The sequence below is a fragment of the Helicobacter pylori genome (assembly GCF_015904775.1).
GTDB classification, from domain to species: domain Bacteria; phylum Campylobacterota; class Campylobacteria; order Campylobacterales; family Helicobacteraceae; genus Helicobacter; species Helicobacter pylori_DM.
The window spans coordinates 195,386-211,515 of sequence record NZ_JADZNC010000001.1 but is presented as its reverse complement, the minus strand read 5'-3'; the positions used below and the strand labels follow the sequence as shown (position 1 = coordinate 211,515).

The 16,130-nt window shown below is 37.5% G+C and carries 12 protein-coding genes, 1 tRNA gene and 1 pseudogene; 8 read left to right on the top strand and 6 right to left on the bottom strand.

Going from position 1 to position 16,130, the window contains the following annotated elements; translation table 11 throughout:
* Window position 1 precedes the first annotated feature (1 nt).
* Window positions 2-640, top strand: coding sequence for an outer membrane protein (locus I6852_RS01010; protein ID WP_197291647.1), 639 nt, complete (start codon window positions 2-4; stop codon window positions 638-640).
* Here I6852_RS01010 and I6852_RS01005 read toward each other — a convergent pair.
* Complete coding sequence (locus I6852_RS01005; RefSeq protein ID WP_078215287.1) at window positions 637-1,389, bottom strand: exodeoxyribonuclease III; 753 nt, start codon at window positions 1,387-1,389, stop codon at window positions 637-639. The genes I6852_RS01010 and I6852_RS01005 overlap by 4 nt on opposite strands.
* A gap of 101 nt (window positions 1,390-1,490) precedes the next feature.
* Here I6852_RS01005 and I6852_RS01000 point away from each other — a divergent pair.
* A tRNA-Phe gene (locus I6852_RS01000) sits at window positions 1,491-1,566 on the top strand.
* A gap of 1 nt (window position 1,567) precedes the next feature.
* Here the strand turns inward: I6852_RS01000 and I6852_RS00995 are convergent.
* Complete coding sequence (locus tag I6852_RS00995; protein WP_197291648.1) at window positions 1,568-3,007, bottom strand: competence protein; 1,440 nt, start codon at window positions 3,005-3,007, stop codon at window positions 1,568-1,570.
* Between the two features lie 220 nt (window positions 3,008-3,227).
* Window positions 3,228-4,601, bottom strand: a complete 1,374-nt coding sequence (gene dnaA, locus I6852_RS00990) for a chromosomal replication initiator protein DnaA (RefSeq protein ID WP_197291649.1) — start codon at window positions 4,599-4,601, stop codon at window positions 3,228-3,230.
* A 152-nt stretch (window positions 4,602-4,753) separates the two neighbouring features.
* Between dnaA and I6852_RS00985 the strand changes: the two genes are divergently transcribed.
* Genes I6852_RS00985 through thyX form a run of 4 tightly spaced genes read left to right on the top strand, consistent with a single transcriptional unit; the run spans window position 4,754 to window position 8,020 of the window.
* Window positions 4,754-5,296, top strand: a complete 543-nt coding sequence (locus I6852_RS00985; protein ID WP_197291650.1) for a nucleoside phosphorylase-I family protein — start codon at window positions 4,754-4,756, stop codon at window positions 5,294-5,296.
* A 42-nt stretch (window positions 5,297-5,338) separates the two neighbouring features.
* A complete protein-coding gene (locus I6852_RS00980; RefSeq protein ID WP_000461837.1) occupies window positions 5,339-5,578 on the top strand; it encodes a DUF2443 domain-containing protein in 240 nt (79 codons plus the stop codon).
* Window positions 5,579-7,372 (top strand): glutamine--fructose-6-phosphate transaminase (isomerizing), encoded by a 1,794-nt coding sequence (gene glmS / locus I6852_RS00975; protein ID WP_197291651.1) that lies wholly within the window; start codon window positions 5,579-5,581, stop codon window positions 7,370-7,372.
* Between the two features lie 21 nt (window positions 7,373-7,393).
* Window positions 7,394-8,020: an FAD-dependent thymidylate synthase gene (gene thyX / locus I6852_RS00970; protein WP_000451943.1), complete on the top strand. Its 627-nt coding sequence runs from the start codon at window positions 7,394-7,396 to the stop codon at window positions 8,018-8,020.
* A gap of 33 nt (window positions 8,021-8,053) precedes the next feature.
* Here thyX and I6852_RS08145 read toward each other — a convergent pair.
* The 3 genes and pseudogenes from I6852_RS08145 to I6852_RS00955 form a co-directional block, all read right to left on the bottom strand.
* Window positions 8,054-8,216, bottom strand: a pseudogene (locus I6852_RS08145) (cag pathogenicity island protein).
* Window positions 8,217-8,613: 397 nt separating this feature from the next.
* Complete coding sequence (locus I6852_RS00960; RefSeq protein ID WP_197291652.1) at window positions 8,614-9,840, bottom strand: restriction endonuclease subunit S; 1,227 nt, start codon at window positions 9,838-9,840, stop codon at window positions 8,614-8,616.
* A gap of 8 nt (window positions 9,841-9,848) precedes the next feature.
* Complete coding sequence (locus tag I6852_RS00955) at window positions 9,849-12,296, bottom strand: type I restriction-modification system subunit M (RefSeq protein ID WP_197291653.1); 2,448 nt, start codon at window positions 12,294-12,296, stop codon at window positions 9,849-9,851.
* Window positions 12,297-12,365: 69 nt separating this feature from the next.
* Here I6852_RS00955 and I6852_RS00950 point away from each other — a divergent pair, with 69 nt between their 5' ends.
* Both I6852_RS00950 and I6852_RS00945 read left to right on the top strand, forming a co-directional pair.
* Complete coding sequence (locus I6852_RS00950; RefSeq protein ID WP_197291654.1) at window positions 12,366-15,341, top strand: type I restriction endonuclease subunit R; 2,976 nt, start codon at window positions 12,366-12,368, stop codon at window positions 15,339-15,341.
* Window positions 15,341-16,048 carry a YgjP family zinc-dependent metalloprotease gene (locus I6852_RS00945; protein ID WP_197291655.1) on the top strand — a complete coding sequence of 236 codons (708 nt, stop codon included), beginning with the start codon at window positions 15,341-15,343 and terminating at the stop codon, window positions 16,046-16,048. Before I6852_RS00950 ends, I6852_RS00945 begins: the two co-directional genes overlap by 1 nt.
* The last annotated feature ends 82 nt before the right edge of the window (window positions 16,049-16,130 follow it).

Sequence of the window (16,130 nt, the reverse complement as noted above, 5' to 3'; positions counted from 1 at the left end):
TGTGAAATTTTTTTCAAAGGATTTTTTTAAAAAAGTAGCCCCCTTATTTTTAAGCGTTTATTTTTTAAACCCTACCATTATGATGCAAGCCAAAAGCCGTTTTTATGTGGCTTCTCAATATCAGGTAGGGAAAATGATCATGAAAAAATACAACGATCTTAAACGCACGATTGAAGGGGCGAGCTTTTCTTTAGGCTGGGAGATCAACCCCACTAATTATTGGTTTTATTCTCGCTATTACTTTTTTATGGATTACGGGAATGTCATACTCAATAAAAGAACGGGCGCTCAAGCGAACATGTTCACTTATGGCTTTGGGGGGGATTTGATCGTGGAATACAATAAAAACCCCTTGTATGTATTTTCTCTTTTTTATGGCATGCAAGTTGCCGAAAACACATGGACGATTTCCAAGCACAGCGCGAATTTCATCATTGACGATTGGCGCAGCATTCAAGGGTTTTCGCTCAAAACTTCCAATTTTAGGATGCTAGGTTTAGTGGGGTTTAAATTCCAAACCGTGCTATTCCACCATGACGCTAGTATTGAAGTAGGGATCAAATGGCCTTTTGCTTTTGAATACGACTCACCCTTTGTAAGGCTTTTTTCTGTCTTTATTTCGCACACTTTCTACCTTTAAACTAATTCCAACCCCACCGGGCAATGATCGCTCCCTAAAATATCTTTATAGATTAAAGCGTCTTTTAAGCGCGTTTTTAAAGGATTAGAGCATAAAAAATAATCAATGCGCCAACCAATGTCTTTATCCCTCGCTTGTTGCATATAACTCCACCAGGTATAAGCCTTTTCTTTGTTGGGGTAAAAATAACGGAAAGTGTCAATAAAACCGGCGTTCAAAAGCTCGTTGAATTTTTCTCTCTCTTCATCGCTAAAGCCCGCGTTTTTTCGGTTGGTTTTGGGGTTTTCTAAATCAATTTCATTGTGGGCCACATTCAAATCCCCGCACACAATGACCGGTTTTTTCAATTCTAAAGCTTTTAAAAATTTTTTAAATTCCATTTCCCAACTCATGCGGTAACTGAGCCTGGATAGGGCTTGTTGGGAATTAGGGGTATAAACATTCACCAAATAAAACGACTCAAATTCGCAAGTTATTACGCGCCCTTCTTTGTCATGCTCTTCCATATTAATACCATAGCTCACGCTTAAAGGCTCTTTTTTAGTGAAAGTTACCACCCCAGAATAGCCCTTTTTAATCGCGCAATTCCAAAAATCAAAATACCCTTTAAATTCAAAAGTGTTTTGTTCTTGCTGCATTTTAGATTCTTGAATGCAAAAAACATCCGCATCAACGCTATTGAAAAAATCCATAAAACCCTTAGTCATGCAAGCCCTTAACCCGTTCACATTCCATGAAATCAATTTCATTTCAATCCTTGTTCCCTTTTGAGTAAATTATATCTTTTTAGTTATTTTTTTAAAAATTAAGCTTTATTTTACCTTTTTTATGTAATAATTGTCTTTTGCTTGGCTTGATAGCTCAGTCGGTAGAGCAGAAGACTGAAAATCTTCGTGTCGGTGGTTCGATTCCGCCTCAAGCCACCATTTAAACTTCGTTGAATAAATAATTCCCCTTTTTGACACACACAACACGAGAGTTTTCAATACTCAAAGGCGTGCTTTTGGCTCGTGGTTGCTCTTCTATTTCTAAAACCATGCACACCCCTTCTTTAAAACGCACATGGTTTTTAACCCATTCTTTATACTCACTGCTCTCTTTGATTATATCGTTTAAATAATGCCCCTCATACACTTCCACAAATTCCATGAATTTTTCATTCAAATTCAATTCGTTTTGCGTTATTTCGCTTTTTCGTGTGGAAGAATAAGCCAATTCGCTGGTTTCATAAAAAGTTGGCTCTTCTTGATCGTCTTGTTTGGGGCGCTCATAAATGGCTTTCACTAATTGCGTGGTGATTTCATACTCACTCTCCCATGCTTGTTTTAAAGGCTCTTCTATCAGATAGCATTGCCTGGTCGTGCCGTCTTTTCTCGCTCTAGCCCTTTTACACTTTTCTGTAGAGCTTCTGGCTTGGAGAATGGCGAAATTATTTTTAGCTTCAAAAGTTTGAGGGTCTTCTAAAGGCTCTGTTTTATGAACAGAGATTTTAGTATAAGGGGTAATGATCTTACCGCTTTTATTTTCAGCGGTGCTGTAATCGCAAGGGGTAATATCTGTCGCAGTTTGTTTGTCTTCATCAACGCGTTTTAAAATGCTTGGGCGATAGGCTTGTAAATTTTCATCGTCATAAACCCACTTCCCACATGCGAATTCTTTGATATTAGGATCTCTAATCGCTTGTTTTTCCACATTGTCCCTATTTTCGTTATTTTCATTGTTTTCACTCGTATCAGCGTTAGGGGTGTTGTTAGGGAGCGTTTTTTCAGTGGGTGGCGCTACAAAAAGGTTGTTTTCTTGATCTTCTGAAGAAGGCTTTAAAGGGGGATTAGTGTCGTTTGTTGGCGTTTTAACTTCGTTAGTGTGGCTTATTTTATTAGGAGTTACTAAAGGCTGTAAAAGGCTGTTTTTAGAATTTTTAGAGCCTAGTTTGGACTCTAGATAAGAAAAGTTTTGAGGAGATTGTTGCGATGAGCTGGGTTTGTTTTGTGGCTTTTGCATGGGTGCGTTTAAAGAAGGCATTGGGCTTGAGTGCGGTTCTTTCAATTCCTTTGAAGAAAAAACGATTTGGGTGTTTCTAGGGATAGTAGGGCGGTTAGGGCTTAAGGTCGTTTCTAAAGAAAGTTTTTCATCAAGGGGTTGATAGACGATTGCAGTGGATATGTGAGTGATTGTGAGCGTGAGTTTTTTGTTTGAGGAGATATTATAAATGCCTAAAACCTGTTTGGGTTTTTTAGAATCAAGGACTTTAGCCTTAAAAGTGCCTTTATGTGGCGAAGTTTTGATTTCTTCTAAAAGCTCGATCACAAGGGCTTGAAGAGGGTTAGAGAAAGTCAGAAAGAAAGACAGACAAAGGGTTTTTTTCATGTTTGTTCCTTTTTATTTTGGATTATAGCTTAAAAAAAGGTTTAGTAAAAGTCATCAATAAGTTATAGATAGGTAACACTTTAATTAATAATAATTAGTAACAGTAGTAGGGGCGTGAATGGATGGAATGAAACAATAAAAAGCTTTAGAGGTGCGCGTTTTTATAGGGGTTGTGGGATTTGAAAAAAAGTGAATGAAACGCTTTTTCATAGGCCTTTTTTCATTCACTTGAATTGAAAGCGGTTTTTTTATCATTCAATTCGTTCAAGCGGTTTTTGATTTCTTCTCTAAGGCTTAAGACAAAAGGGTTTTTTTCTTCTTCAAGCATTTTTTTAACGCTAGAATACATTTTAGAAATGCTTGAATGATCCTTTAAATCCAAAAATTGAGCGAGCGAAAGCGTGGGGTTAGGGGTATAAAGCCTGGCGAAATACACGACTAATTTTCTCGCTAGAGCGACATTTTTTTGGCGCGAAGAGACTTTGATTTCGCTGGATTTGAGATTCAGGCTTTGCGCGACAGCGAGCAGGATATTTTCCAAGCTTGAGCCTTCGGCATGATCTTTTTGCAAATCTTCTAAAACGGTTTTAGCGAGATTCAAATCAATGGGAGCGTTCATTAAGTTCGCGTTCACGCTGATTTTAATGATCGCGCCTTCCATTTGGCGGATATTGTCGCTGATGTGTTGGGCGATGTATTCCATCACCTCTTCAGGCAAAGTGATTTGATTGAGCTGGCATTTTTGTTTGACAATGGAGAGCTTGGTTTCTAAATCAGGGGGCATGACTTTGGCGGTTATCCCCCATTCAAAGCGCGATTTTAAGCGATCTTCTAAGCCGGCGATGTTTTTAGGCGACCGGTCTGAAATCAACACGATTTGTTTGCTGTTGGCGTGCAATTCGTTGAAAGTGTGGAAAAATTCTTCTTCTAGCTTGGGTTTTCCTTGCAAAAATTGAGCGTCATCTAACAAGAAAAAGTCGCAATGGCGGTATTTTGCTTTAAAAGAATCCATGGTTTTGTTGTCTAAATGCTTTAAAAAGTCTGTCAAAAAGTCTTCTGAAGTGACTAACACGACTTTTTTATGCTTTTCTAGGGCATGGTTGCCGATAGCGTTTAAAATGTGCGTTTTGCCTAACCCTGTGCCGCCATAAAAAAGCACCGGGTTATAAGGGGGGGTATCGCTTTGGGCGACTTTTTTAGCGATTTCATAAACGGTGTTATTGCATGAGCCTACGACAAAATTTTCAAAAGTGTAAGAGTCTTTGACGCTCGTTTTTACCGCTTTATAATTGATATTAGATTGGGCGCTAATTTGGATTTTAGGCACCACTTCAATACGCACATCCACGCTATGGGCTAAATGCATGCCGACTTTATTCTGGCTTAAAATTTCTTTAAGCAACGCGCCGTATTTAGCTGTAATCGTGGTGCATAAGACTTTGTTGGGGGCATAAAAAAAGGCAATATCGCTCTTGCTCGCGTTAGGGTTGTATTTGAGCTGGCTAAAGTAATTTTCATACTCTATGAGACTAACTTTAGGATTTTGTTTGACTAGCGCCAAGATTTCTTTTTCAATATTGTTGTTGGTATCCATGGCGTTATTATAGCGTGAATAAGTGGTGAATGAAAAAGGAATAACATGTGAATGAAATGTGAATGAAGCCTTAAAATTAAGGTGTTTCTTTTAAGGGTTTGTCTATAATGCTTGCTTTATAATAAGCTAATGGATGCGAAAAAAGGATTTTCATGCTGCTTTGCGCGGGAAGGAATGAGACTTTAAAAGGAGCGACGCCTATTGGCGTGGGCTTGATAGAGAGTGCGATTAATTTAACGAGAATGTGCCTAAAAAACCCTGATACAGAAAGCCTTATTTTTATAGGGAGCGCGGGGAGTTATAGCCCAGAAATTGAGCTTTTAAGCGTGTTTGAAAGCATTCAAGGCTATCAAATTGAAGAGAGTTTTAGCCATTTAAACAGCTACACGCCTTTGGACAATTCCATTCACATAGAAACTAAAGAGCAGGCTCTTTTTGAAAGGGTGGGCGTGAATAGCAGTAACTATATCCACACGAGCGAAATGTTTGCTAAAAAAATGGTCCAAAAGGGCGTTTTATTAGAAAACATGGAGTTTTTTAGCGTTTTAAGCGTGGCTAAAATTTTTTCTTTAAAGGCTAAAGGGATTTTTTGCGTGAGTAACCATGTGGGGCTTAACGCGCATAAGGAATTTAAAGAAAACCACGCCAAAGTCAAACAGATTTTAGAAAACATCATTGATAGTTTAATAATTTAATAGTTTAGCTATCATGGAGCATTCTAAATTAAAGGCGGTTGAATGTTTGAAAAAATACGCAAGATTTTAGCGGATATTGAAGATTCGCAAAATGAAATTGAAATGCTTTTAAAATTAGCGAATTTGAGTTTGGGGGATTTTATTGAGATTAAAAGAGGGAGCATGGACATGCCAAAGGGCGTGAATGAAGCGTTTTTTACGCAATTAAGCGAAGAAGTGGAACGCCTAAAGGAGCTTATTAACGCTTTAAATAAAATCAAAAAAGGGTTATTGGTGTTTTAAATGTGCGGGATTGTAGGTTATATAGGGGATAGCGAGAAAAAATCCATTCTTTTAGAGGGATTAAAGGAATTGGAATACAGAGGTTATGACAGCGCAGGCTTAGCCGTATTGAGCGCTAATCGTTTGGAAGTGTTTAAAACTCAAGGGAAATTAGAAAACCTTAAATCAGAGCTTAAAAATAAAGAGTTTTTAAATTTTGGCGTGAGTATCGCTCACACCAGATGGGCCACGCATGGCAAGCCAAGCAGCGCAAACGCCCACCCGCATTTTACAGAAAATTTAGCCTTAGTGCATAATGGCATCATTGAAAATTACGCGAGCTTGAAAAAAGAATTGGAAAGTAAAGGGCATGCGTTTTTGAGCCAAACGGACACGGAAGTCATTGCGCATTTATTAGAAGAAACGCTTAAAAGCGAGAGCGATTTATTGAAAGCCTTTGAAAAAAGCATCAGCCTTTTAAAAGGGAGTTATGCGATTTTAATGCTCCATAAAAGGGCTAAAGAGAGCTTGTTTTACGCTAAATCTTCTTCGCCTTTAGTCGTGGGTAAGGGCAAAGAGGGGGTGTTTTTTGCGTCCAGTTTGAGCGTGTTAGCCCCTAAAGTGGATCAATTTGTCATTTTAGAAGAAAACAGCGTGGGGCGGATTTCTTTAGAAAATTTTAAAGATTTAAACAATATTGAAAACATGAAAGATTACGCTTTTGAAAATAAGGATTATTCTAAAGGGGATTTTAGGAATTATTTAGAAAAAGAGATTTATGAGCAGCATAGCAGTTTGTTGGAGTGTTTAGAGGGGCGCTTGGAAGCCTTGAATGTGTATTGCGAGATCGATCCTGAATTTTTAGAGAATGTGAATGAAATCACGCTGTGTTCTTGCGGGAGCAGTTACCATGCGAGTTTGGCGAGCGTGTATTTGTTTGAAAGATTAGCCAAAATAAGAGCGAGGGCCATTTTAGCGAGCGAATACCGCTACGCCAATTTCAAAAGCAACCCTAACGAGCTTTTTATAGCGATTTCTCAAAGCGGTGAAACCGCTGACACTTTGGAGGCTTTAAAATTAGCCAAAACCCAAGGGCTTAAAACCATTAGTTTGTGTAACGCTCCCTTTAGCATGATGAGCCGCATTAGCGATCACACGCTTTTGATCAGAGCGGGGGTAGAAAGGAGTGTGGCATCCACTAAGGCGTTTTCTTCGCAAGTGATGCTTTTATGGCTTTTGAGCGTGTATCTAGGCAAACAGCTAGGGACCATCTCTAAAGAAGAAGAAAAAATCCAGGCTAAAAACATGCTCAATAGCGTGAATGCGATGAAAGTAGAGCCTAAATTGCATGAAAAAATCAAGCGCTTATCCAAACGCTATTTGCATGGGCATGGCTTTTTTTATATCGGGCGCGATGTGTTTTACCCTCTCGCTTTAGAAGGGGCGCTAAAACTTAAAGAAATCAGCTACTTGCACGCTGAGGGGTATGCGAGCGCGGAAATGAAGCATGGGCCTATTGCGTTAGTGGATTCCAATCTTTTTACCATTGCTCTATTGTCTAAGCACTTGTTATTTGATAAAACCAAAAGCAATATTGAAGAATTGAGCGCTAGGGATTCTACGATTTGCGTGTTAAGCTCTGAAATTTTAGAGATCGCTGATGATTTTATCCAATTAGAAAAGAGCGAAAGCTACATGGAAGAATTTTTCCGCATGAATTTAGCGGTGCAGCTTTTAGCCTTAGAAATCGCTATGCGCCTAAATCATGATGTGGATCACCCAAGAAACTTAGCTAAAAGCGTTACTGTGGAATAAAAAGCGATTAGGAGTCAAATAATGGAAGTGATTTGTAAGCACTACACCCCTTTAGACATTGCGAGCCAAGCGATCCGCACTTGCTGGCAGAGCTTTGAATACAGCGATGATGGAGGCTCTAAAGATAAGGAACTCATCCACAGGGTGGGGAATATTTTTAGGCATTCTTCCACTTTAGAGCATCTTTATTACAATTTTGAAATCAAGGGTTTGAGTAGGGGGGCGTTGCAAGAATTGAGCCGGCATCGAATAGCGAGCTTGAGCGTGAAATCAAGCCGTTACACTTTAAGGGAATTGAAAGAAGTGGAGAGCTTTTTACCCCTTAATGAAACGAATTTAGAAAGAGCCAAAGAGTTTTTAGTTTTTGTGGATAATGAAAAAGTGAATGCAATGAGCGTTTTAGCTTTGGAAAATCTCAGGGTTTTATTGAGCGAGCATAACATTAAAAACGATTTAGCCAAATACGCCATGCCTGAAAGCTATAAAACGCATTTAGCCTATAGCATTAACGCTAGGAGCTTGCAAAATTTATTGACTTTAAGAAGCAGTAATAAAGCCTTAAAAGAAATGCAAGATTTAGCCAAAGCCTTATTTGACGCTTTACCTGGCGAGCATCAGTATTTGTTTGAAGATTGTTTGAAGCATTAGATTTAAACAATACCGCTTAATAACGCTCATTCTTTAATGTTTTAAAAACGCCTTGTTTTTGATTAGATGAGATTTTAAGGGGGTTTGTTGTAGAATCTCATCACGCCCCATAGTTGCGATATGGGGCAAATCTGTTCTTAAAAGGGTTTATCATGCGAAGAAAACATGATAAAAACTCTTGGTTAGTATTATACATTAAAATCTCTTTTAAGGGGTTTAAAGTGGTCTTTTCTACAGAAAAGTAATGCATTAGCCAAAGTTCCCCTGAGTTTAAAAGCTTAGGGGTTTCCTTTAAAAAGCGGGTTTGCCCTTGACTTTTGGGGCGTTTATTATTTCTTTATCTTTTCATTCAATTTTTTAATCTTATTTTTGCGTTTGATGAGATGAAGTTTTAAGGGGGTTTGTTGTAGGATTCCATCACGCCCCATAAGTGGCTTTATGGGGCAAACCACATAAAGGAGCATGTTATGCCAAAGACACATAACAAACGCTCTTGGAGATCATTATACTTTGAGTTTGCTTTTTTGGGGCTTAAAGTGATCGTTTCTGTGAAACGATGATTTTTCTAAGAGCGTTCCCTTAAGCTTAAAAGCTTAGGGGTTTCCTTTATAAGCGGGTTTGTCCTTGACTTTTGGGGCGTTAATTTTTTTTAAAACCCTGATTTTAGCGCTCATTAAATCGTGGTTTAAAGCTTTTTTGATGTTTTCAAATTGGCGTTTTTTGTTTTTAAGGCTAATGATTTCATTATCCAAAGCGCTTAAAATGTTAGCGATAGCGGCTTGTTCGTCTAAATCTTTAGGGACAAAAAAATCAATTTCTTCAAAAACTTGTTTTGATATTATATAAGTAGCAGTAACTCCTGCTTTTCCTAATAAATATTGTTTATTATTTTCCATCAAATAATAAATAAAATCTGCATTAAAATCTTTGTTAGGAATAATAGCGTTTATCTGTTGATTACAAGCCCCATTAACTCTTAAAATTGCATTTTTCCCAATACTAGCAATACAAGTAACCAAAACACTATTTTTTGGTATCATTCTTATCGTATCCAATCCTTTTTGCGTGATTTTTCGCTCTGAGTTAAAAATATCTTTATTGTCATTTATATCTGTTGGTGTGATCCAAGAAATTGTTCCATTCCAATACTCGCTAATTTGTGTTAAAGGTGTAGAGCCTGTGATAATAATTCCAAAATCTTTAACTTTTACTTTTTGCCAAGCTTGATTGAAGCCTTTCAAGCGTTTCCTTTGGCTCAATAGTTCAAAGCTTAAAGCTTTTTTAACGCTTTCTTTTTTAAGAATGAGGGCGTCTAAAGAATAAAGATAACGATCCAAATCGCTTAAAACGTTAGCGATAGCGATTTGTTCGTTTAGAGGGGGTAGGGGGATTAAAGTATTTCTAAAATTATCATTATAAAGTCTTAAGATAGTTGTATGCTCTGTATTCCATTTGACATTAGAATAAGCATAAAATAAAAAATCATTTTTTACTAATGTTTCATCGTTGTCAATCCAAACAATATTTGAGTCTTGAAAATAAGCGGGTTTTCCGTCATAAATGACTGCCCTACCAATAGTTCCGGAAGCCGAAACTAAAATATCGCCTTTTTTTGGAAAAGAATATTTTGTTTTGTATTCTAAAAATAGCTTTTTTGAAATAAAGGCATCAGCAGTGTTGCCAAATGTGCCTATTTTATAGAATGGAATTTCACCATATCGTGTTGTTTGGTGCTTCATAACTCTTTTACACATGCATGGTTTGCCAATATCCCCAAGCCTCACTCTTTGCCAATTTGAGGGCGTTGTGAATGCGTCCATGCGTTCTATCACCCCATTAACCCCAAATCTTTCAAATGTTCTAAAACTTTTGATTCGCTCTCTTTGACTTCTTTATTTAATTCTAACAAGCTGTTAGAGTAGCTTGAAATGATTTCATTAAGAGCACTTGTAAAAGCGTTGATGCGTTTTTGGATCTTGTTTTCTAGGGCGTTTTTTAGGCTGTTAAGCCATTTGTCTTGGATGATGAGATCTTTAATTTCATTGATTTCAAGGTTTTTATACTGGTGGAACGCTTTTAATTCCAGCTCCTCATAAGCTTTATTTTTCATTTTTAGCGCCTTGTTTTTCGCTTCTAGCCATTCTAAAGCGGTTTTTAGGATTTGTTTATCTTCTGGGTCAGTGGCGTTTTTTAGCTCTTTTTTCAAAACGCTTTCATTGATTTTCAATCCATCAAAAAGCCCCTCTTCGTTAGAATGCTCTTCTATAAATTCATCTAAAAGGGCCTCTTTTTCATTGAGGGCGTTTTCTAATTCTTCTAATTCTTTCGTTTCTTTTTCAAAAAAGCGTTGTTTGATCAAATGTTTAGGGATTAGATCGCTTTTATAGTAGGTTTTTTGAATGACAAAATCCGGCTCCTCTAAATAATTGGCTTTTTTGTTTTTGTCTTTTAGGGGAGTTAATTCCCTTAAATTTTTAGCACTTATAAAGCCATTGAATGAAAGAAGGAACCAATCGTCTTGCAAGACTTCGTTGTAGTAATCTTTGAAGAGCTGATACACGCCGTATTTGTCTAAAATTCCCACTTTTTCAAATTCTTTTAAAACCTTTGAGCAAACGCTTTCTATGAGGGTTTTTGGGTTAAAACCTGGCTCTAAATCATTAAAAGTTTCAAATAAATCCAATCGGTCAAAAGCGCTCAAAACAGAAGCGTGGAAGGTTTGGTATTCTAAACTTTGAGTGATTAATTCTTTAATGTTTTCGCATTCTGTTTTTAAAGCGTAATAACCCTCTTTATCGCTCTTTTTAAACAGCGTGTTTTTAAGCTCTTTAAACACTTGAAAATAAGGGGTGTAGGCTTCAATTTCATTTTTGGGCAAATAACTAGGGCTGTTGATTAAAGCGAACAAGTCTTTTTCCAATTCTTGCTTGGAGGCAATGTAGCGTGGGATATTCAAGTTATAGTCGTTAGCGCTGATTTCTTCTAGGCTCACCATTTTGGAATAATAAGGGATTTCTTTGTAAGCGTTAAAAGTGTCTATCATTTTTTGGACATCTTGATCCCTTAAGCGGTTTTTATTGCCGTCTTTTTTAAAATCCTTGCTCGCATCAATCATGAAAACGCCCTTTCTGGCGCGCGCGTTTTCTTTGTCTAAAACGATCACACATGCAGGAATGGAAGTGCCATAAAAAAGATTAGGGGCTAGGCCTATCACGCCTTTAATATAGCCTTTTAATAAAAGATTTTTTCTAATTACTCCCTCAGTATTCCCCCTAAATAGCACCCCATGAGGTAAAATCACTGCCCCTTTGCCTGTGGGGTTTAAGGATTTGATGATGTGGAGCAAAAAAGCGAAATCGCCATTTTTTTCAGGGGGCGTGCCGTCTTCAAAGCGATTGAAATGATCATTAATGACTTGCTTGCTTTTGGGGTCTATGCTTAGCCCATCAGTCCAGTTTTTCAAGCTAAAGGGAGGGTTAGCCACGACATAGTCAAAGGTTTTTAGCATGCCATTTTCAGTAGTAAAAAGGGGGTTAGAAAGGGTGCTAGAACCCCCTTTAGCAATATCAGCAGTAGCGCTATTGTGTAAAATCATATTCATTTTACAAAGGGCTGTCGTGGAAATGTCTTTTTCTTGACCATAGATAGTTAAACCCTTTTTGCCGGCCAAACTAGAAGCTTTTAATAATAACGAACCGCTCCCGCAAGTGGGATCATAGATGCTTTTATCTTGTCTGGTGTTTTCATCAATGCCAAGCAAAAGGGACAATAAAAGCGAAACTTCGCTAGGGGTGTAAAACTGCCCTTTGGATTTACCGGACTCGCTGGCAAAATGGCGCATTAAATATTCGTAAGCATCGCCCAGTAAATCATCGTCTAAAGCCCCATGCGCGCCCAAACTCAAATCCGCAAAGATTTTAACCAGATTAGAAAGGGTGTCAATCATCGCCTTACCCTCGCCTAGCTTAGTGTTATCGTTAAAATCCACGCTGTCAATCACGCCTTCTAATTCGTTTCGCTTTGCGATCTTGGCGATGATTTTATTGAGCTTGTCGCCTATTTCCTTATCGCCCTCTAAAGCGAGAATGTCTTCATAAAAACACCCTTGTGGCACTTCTATTTCGCTAAAGTTATTGTTTCTGGCTTTATCGCTGATGTATTTTAAAAAAAGCAGGTTCAAAACATAGTTTTTATACTCGCTCGCATCCATTCCGCCCCTTAAGCTATCCGCCCCAGCCCATAAAGAGCTATACAATTCGCTTTTTTTGATCGCCATTTTAATTACCCTATTTTGTTTTTAGGATTATAATATAAAGCGGTAAAAAGCGTTCTTAAGGGGTTTATGATGAAAACAGAAAAAGAAGTTCAAAAACAAGTCATAGAAACTTTTAAAAGCATGGGCTATGCGTATTTAGGGGATTTAACAAAGAGCGATAACGAAAACATCAATAAAGAAAGCTTGAAAGCATGGCTAATTAAAAATCAAAAAATCAATGATGAAAGGTGGCATAAAATTGAGCAGAAAATCCATAACGCTTTAAAAAACGATTTATACGAAGCGAATCAAACATTTTACGAGCTTTTGATTTATGGCATGAGAACTAAAATAAGCCAGAATGAAAACACTCAAACGACTTATTTCATTGATTGGAAAGACGTTTCTAAGAATGAATTTAGCGTGGCTGAAGAAGTGAGCGTTAAAGGGCCAAACGCAAAACGGCCGGACATCGTGCTTTATGTTAATGGGATCGCTTTAGGGGTGCTAGAATTGAAAAAATCCAGCGTGAGCGTAGAAAGCGGTATCAGGCAAAATTTAGACAACCAGAAGAAAGAATTTATTAGAGATTTTTTCAAAACGATCCAATTGGTTATGGCGGGCAATGAAAGTCAAGGGCTAAGATATGGCGTCATAGAGACTGAAGAAAAATACTACCTTTCTTGGAAAGAAGAGGGCGTTTTAAAAAATTTGTTTGAGACGATTGAATGCTTTTTAGAAAAAGAAAGGTTTTTAGAATTTATCCATGATTTTTTGATTTTTGATAAGGGGCAAAAGAAATGCGCCAGGTTCCACCAATATTTTGCAATTAAAAAAACGCAGGAATTTATCAAAAGAAAAGAAGGGGGGATTATCTGGCACACGCAAGGCAGTGGTAAGAGCCTTACTATGGTGTGGCTTACTCAATGGCTAAGAATGAATATCCAACAAGCGAGGATTTTAATCGTTACAGACAGGAGGGAATTAGACGCTCAAATTCAAGGCGTGTTTAAAGGAGTAGGCGAGGATCTTTATCGCACAGACAGCAAGAAGGATTTGTTGAGCGTGCTGTTTGAAAATAAGAAATTTTTGGTTAGCTCGCTTGTGCATAAATTTGATGACAACGACTTAGAAGATTTAAAAAAACAACCTGTTTTAAAGGAATGGGTTGTTTTAGTGGATGAATGCCACAGAACCCAAGGCGGTAAATTGCATAAAGCCATGAAAAGCCTGCTCCCTAATGCGATTTTTATCGCCTTTAGCGGCACGCCTTTATTGAAGCAAGATAAAAAGACAAGCCAAGAAGTGTTTGGGAATTACATCCATTGCTATAAATTTAATGAAGCCGTTAGCGATAGGGTGGTGTTAGATTTAAACTATGAAGCCAGAAGCGTGGATCAATATGTCAGCAACCCTGAAAAGCTAGACGAATATTTTGAATTGAAAACCCAAGGCTTGAATGAGGCGGCTAAAACAGAGCTTAAAAAGAAATGGGCTAATTTGCAAAAAGTTTTTTCCACTAAAGACAGATTAGCTCGCATTGTGCAAGATATTGTATTGGATATGGCAAAACTCCCACGATTAAGGAGTGGAAAGGGGAATGCCATGCTGGTGGCTGAAAGCGTGTATAACGCATGCCGGTATTTTGAACTCTTTTTAGAAACAGAATTAAAGGATAAGGTGGCTGTGATCACAAGCTATGAACCCAATATCGCTGATCTTAAAGATTGCGGGAGCGATGAGAGCGAAGAGAGTTATCAATACCGCATTTATTGCAAAATGCTGCAAAACTTTTTTGATGAAAAAGATGAGAAAAAAGCCCTTAATCAAATTAAAAAGTTTGAAGAAAAAGTTAAAGAGCGTTTTATTAATGAGCCTAATAGAATGAAACTATTGATCGTGGTGGATAAGCTATTGACCGGTTTTGATGCGCCAAGTCTCACTTATTTATACATGGATAAGAAAATGCAAGATCATGGGCTTTTTCAAGCGGTGTGTAGGGTGAATAGATTAGATAGCGAAGATAAGGATTTTGGCTGTATCATAGACTATAAGGATTTGTTTGATAGCCTACAAGAAGCGCACAGCGATTACACTAATAAAGCGTTTGAAAACTATGAAAGAGGAGACATTCAAGGGCTAATCTCTGACAAAGCCCAAAAGATTAAGAAAAGATTAGAAGAAACTAGAGATCAGTTGGAATCGCTTTGTGAAAGCGTGAAAGAGCCAAAAGATGAAGAGGATTATATCGCTTATTTTTGTGGGAACGATTTAGAAAAAAACGCTCAAAAAAGGCGGTTGTTTTACCAGCTTGTTGGCGCGTTTTTAAGAATGTTTGTGGAATTGAATAACTTAGAAAAGCCCATTTATTCTAAAGAAGAAATGCAAACAATCAAACAAGAAGCGGAATTTTATAGGCATTTACAAAAGATGATTGGCTTAAGCAGTGGGGATAGCGTGGATTTAAAAAGCTATAGCGAAGAGATGCGTAGGATCTTAGACGCTTACATTAAAGCCACGGATAGCGAGACGCTAATCAAAATAGAAGATCAAGGGCTGTGCGAAGTTTTAGCCCAAATGAATGTTAATGATTTTAATAAGGCGTTGTCTCAAGTATTCAAAAATGAAAGCTCTATGGCAGAAAGCATCGCTAACAACACCAAAAAACGCATTATAGAAAAAGAAGCGAGCGATCCTAAGTATTACGAAAAATTATCTTCGCTTTTAAACGATTTGATTCTCCAATTTAGAGAAAAGAAATTAACCTATTTAGAATACTTGCAACAAATCCACGACTTAGCCAAAAAAGTTATTAATAAAGAAAATAGAAATTACCCTAAAAAGATCAACACTAACGCTTTAAAAACCCTCTATGATAATTTAGATGAAAATGAAGCCTTAGCCCTAGAAATAGACGCATGCATAAGGGGTAATAAAAAAGATGGTTGGGTGGGGCACAATCAAAAAGAAAAAAACCTTAAAATCGCTTTAAGAAAAATCATAAACGATGAGGTTTTGTTAGAAAATGTCTTTAATTTAGCCAAAAACATAGAAGAGTATCGTTAATGAACGCTTATTGTTTGACTTTAAATAATACCAACATCGCTATAGAAAAAAAGGATATTAAGCATTTACACGTTAGCGTTTGCCCGCCTGATGGCTTTGTGCATGTGTCTTGCCCTTTAAATTTAAACGATGAGAGCCTTAGGCTTTCTTTGATTAAAAGACTCCCTTGGATAAAAGAACAGCAACAAAATTTTTTAAACCAGAACAGACAAAGCCAAAGGGAAATGCTAGAAAGAGAAAGCCATTATCTTTTTGGGAAACGCTATTTGCTAAAGATTGAACACACTATAAAAAAACACTTCGTCCTCCAAAGCCCTAAATATTTAATCTTGCATGTCCATCAAAAAACAAGCTTAGAAAACCGCTTAAAAGTGTTAGAAAACTATTACAGACAAGTTTTAAGAGAAAAAATACAAACCTACATCAACCAATACGAAAAGATTTTAAACGAGAGCATACAAAGCTTTAAAATCCAAAAAATGAAACGGATATGGGGGAGTTGTAATATTGCTAAACGCACCCTGCTTTTTAATTTGGAATTGGCTAAAGCGCCTAGAAAGGGCATTGAATATGTGGTTGTGCATGAATTATTGCATTTAAAAGCGTGCCACCATAACGAATATTTTAGGGATTTGCTGAGTTTGTATTTACCTGATTGGCAAAGGGCTAAGGCCAGCCTCAAAGAAACTTATTTGAAGCGTTCTTAAATGAATGTTCCACAATATTAGTGAAATTAGTGAAAACGCTAAGCGGCCAATTTGAGCGGCTCATCATAGCGCAATAACCCCC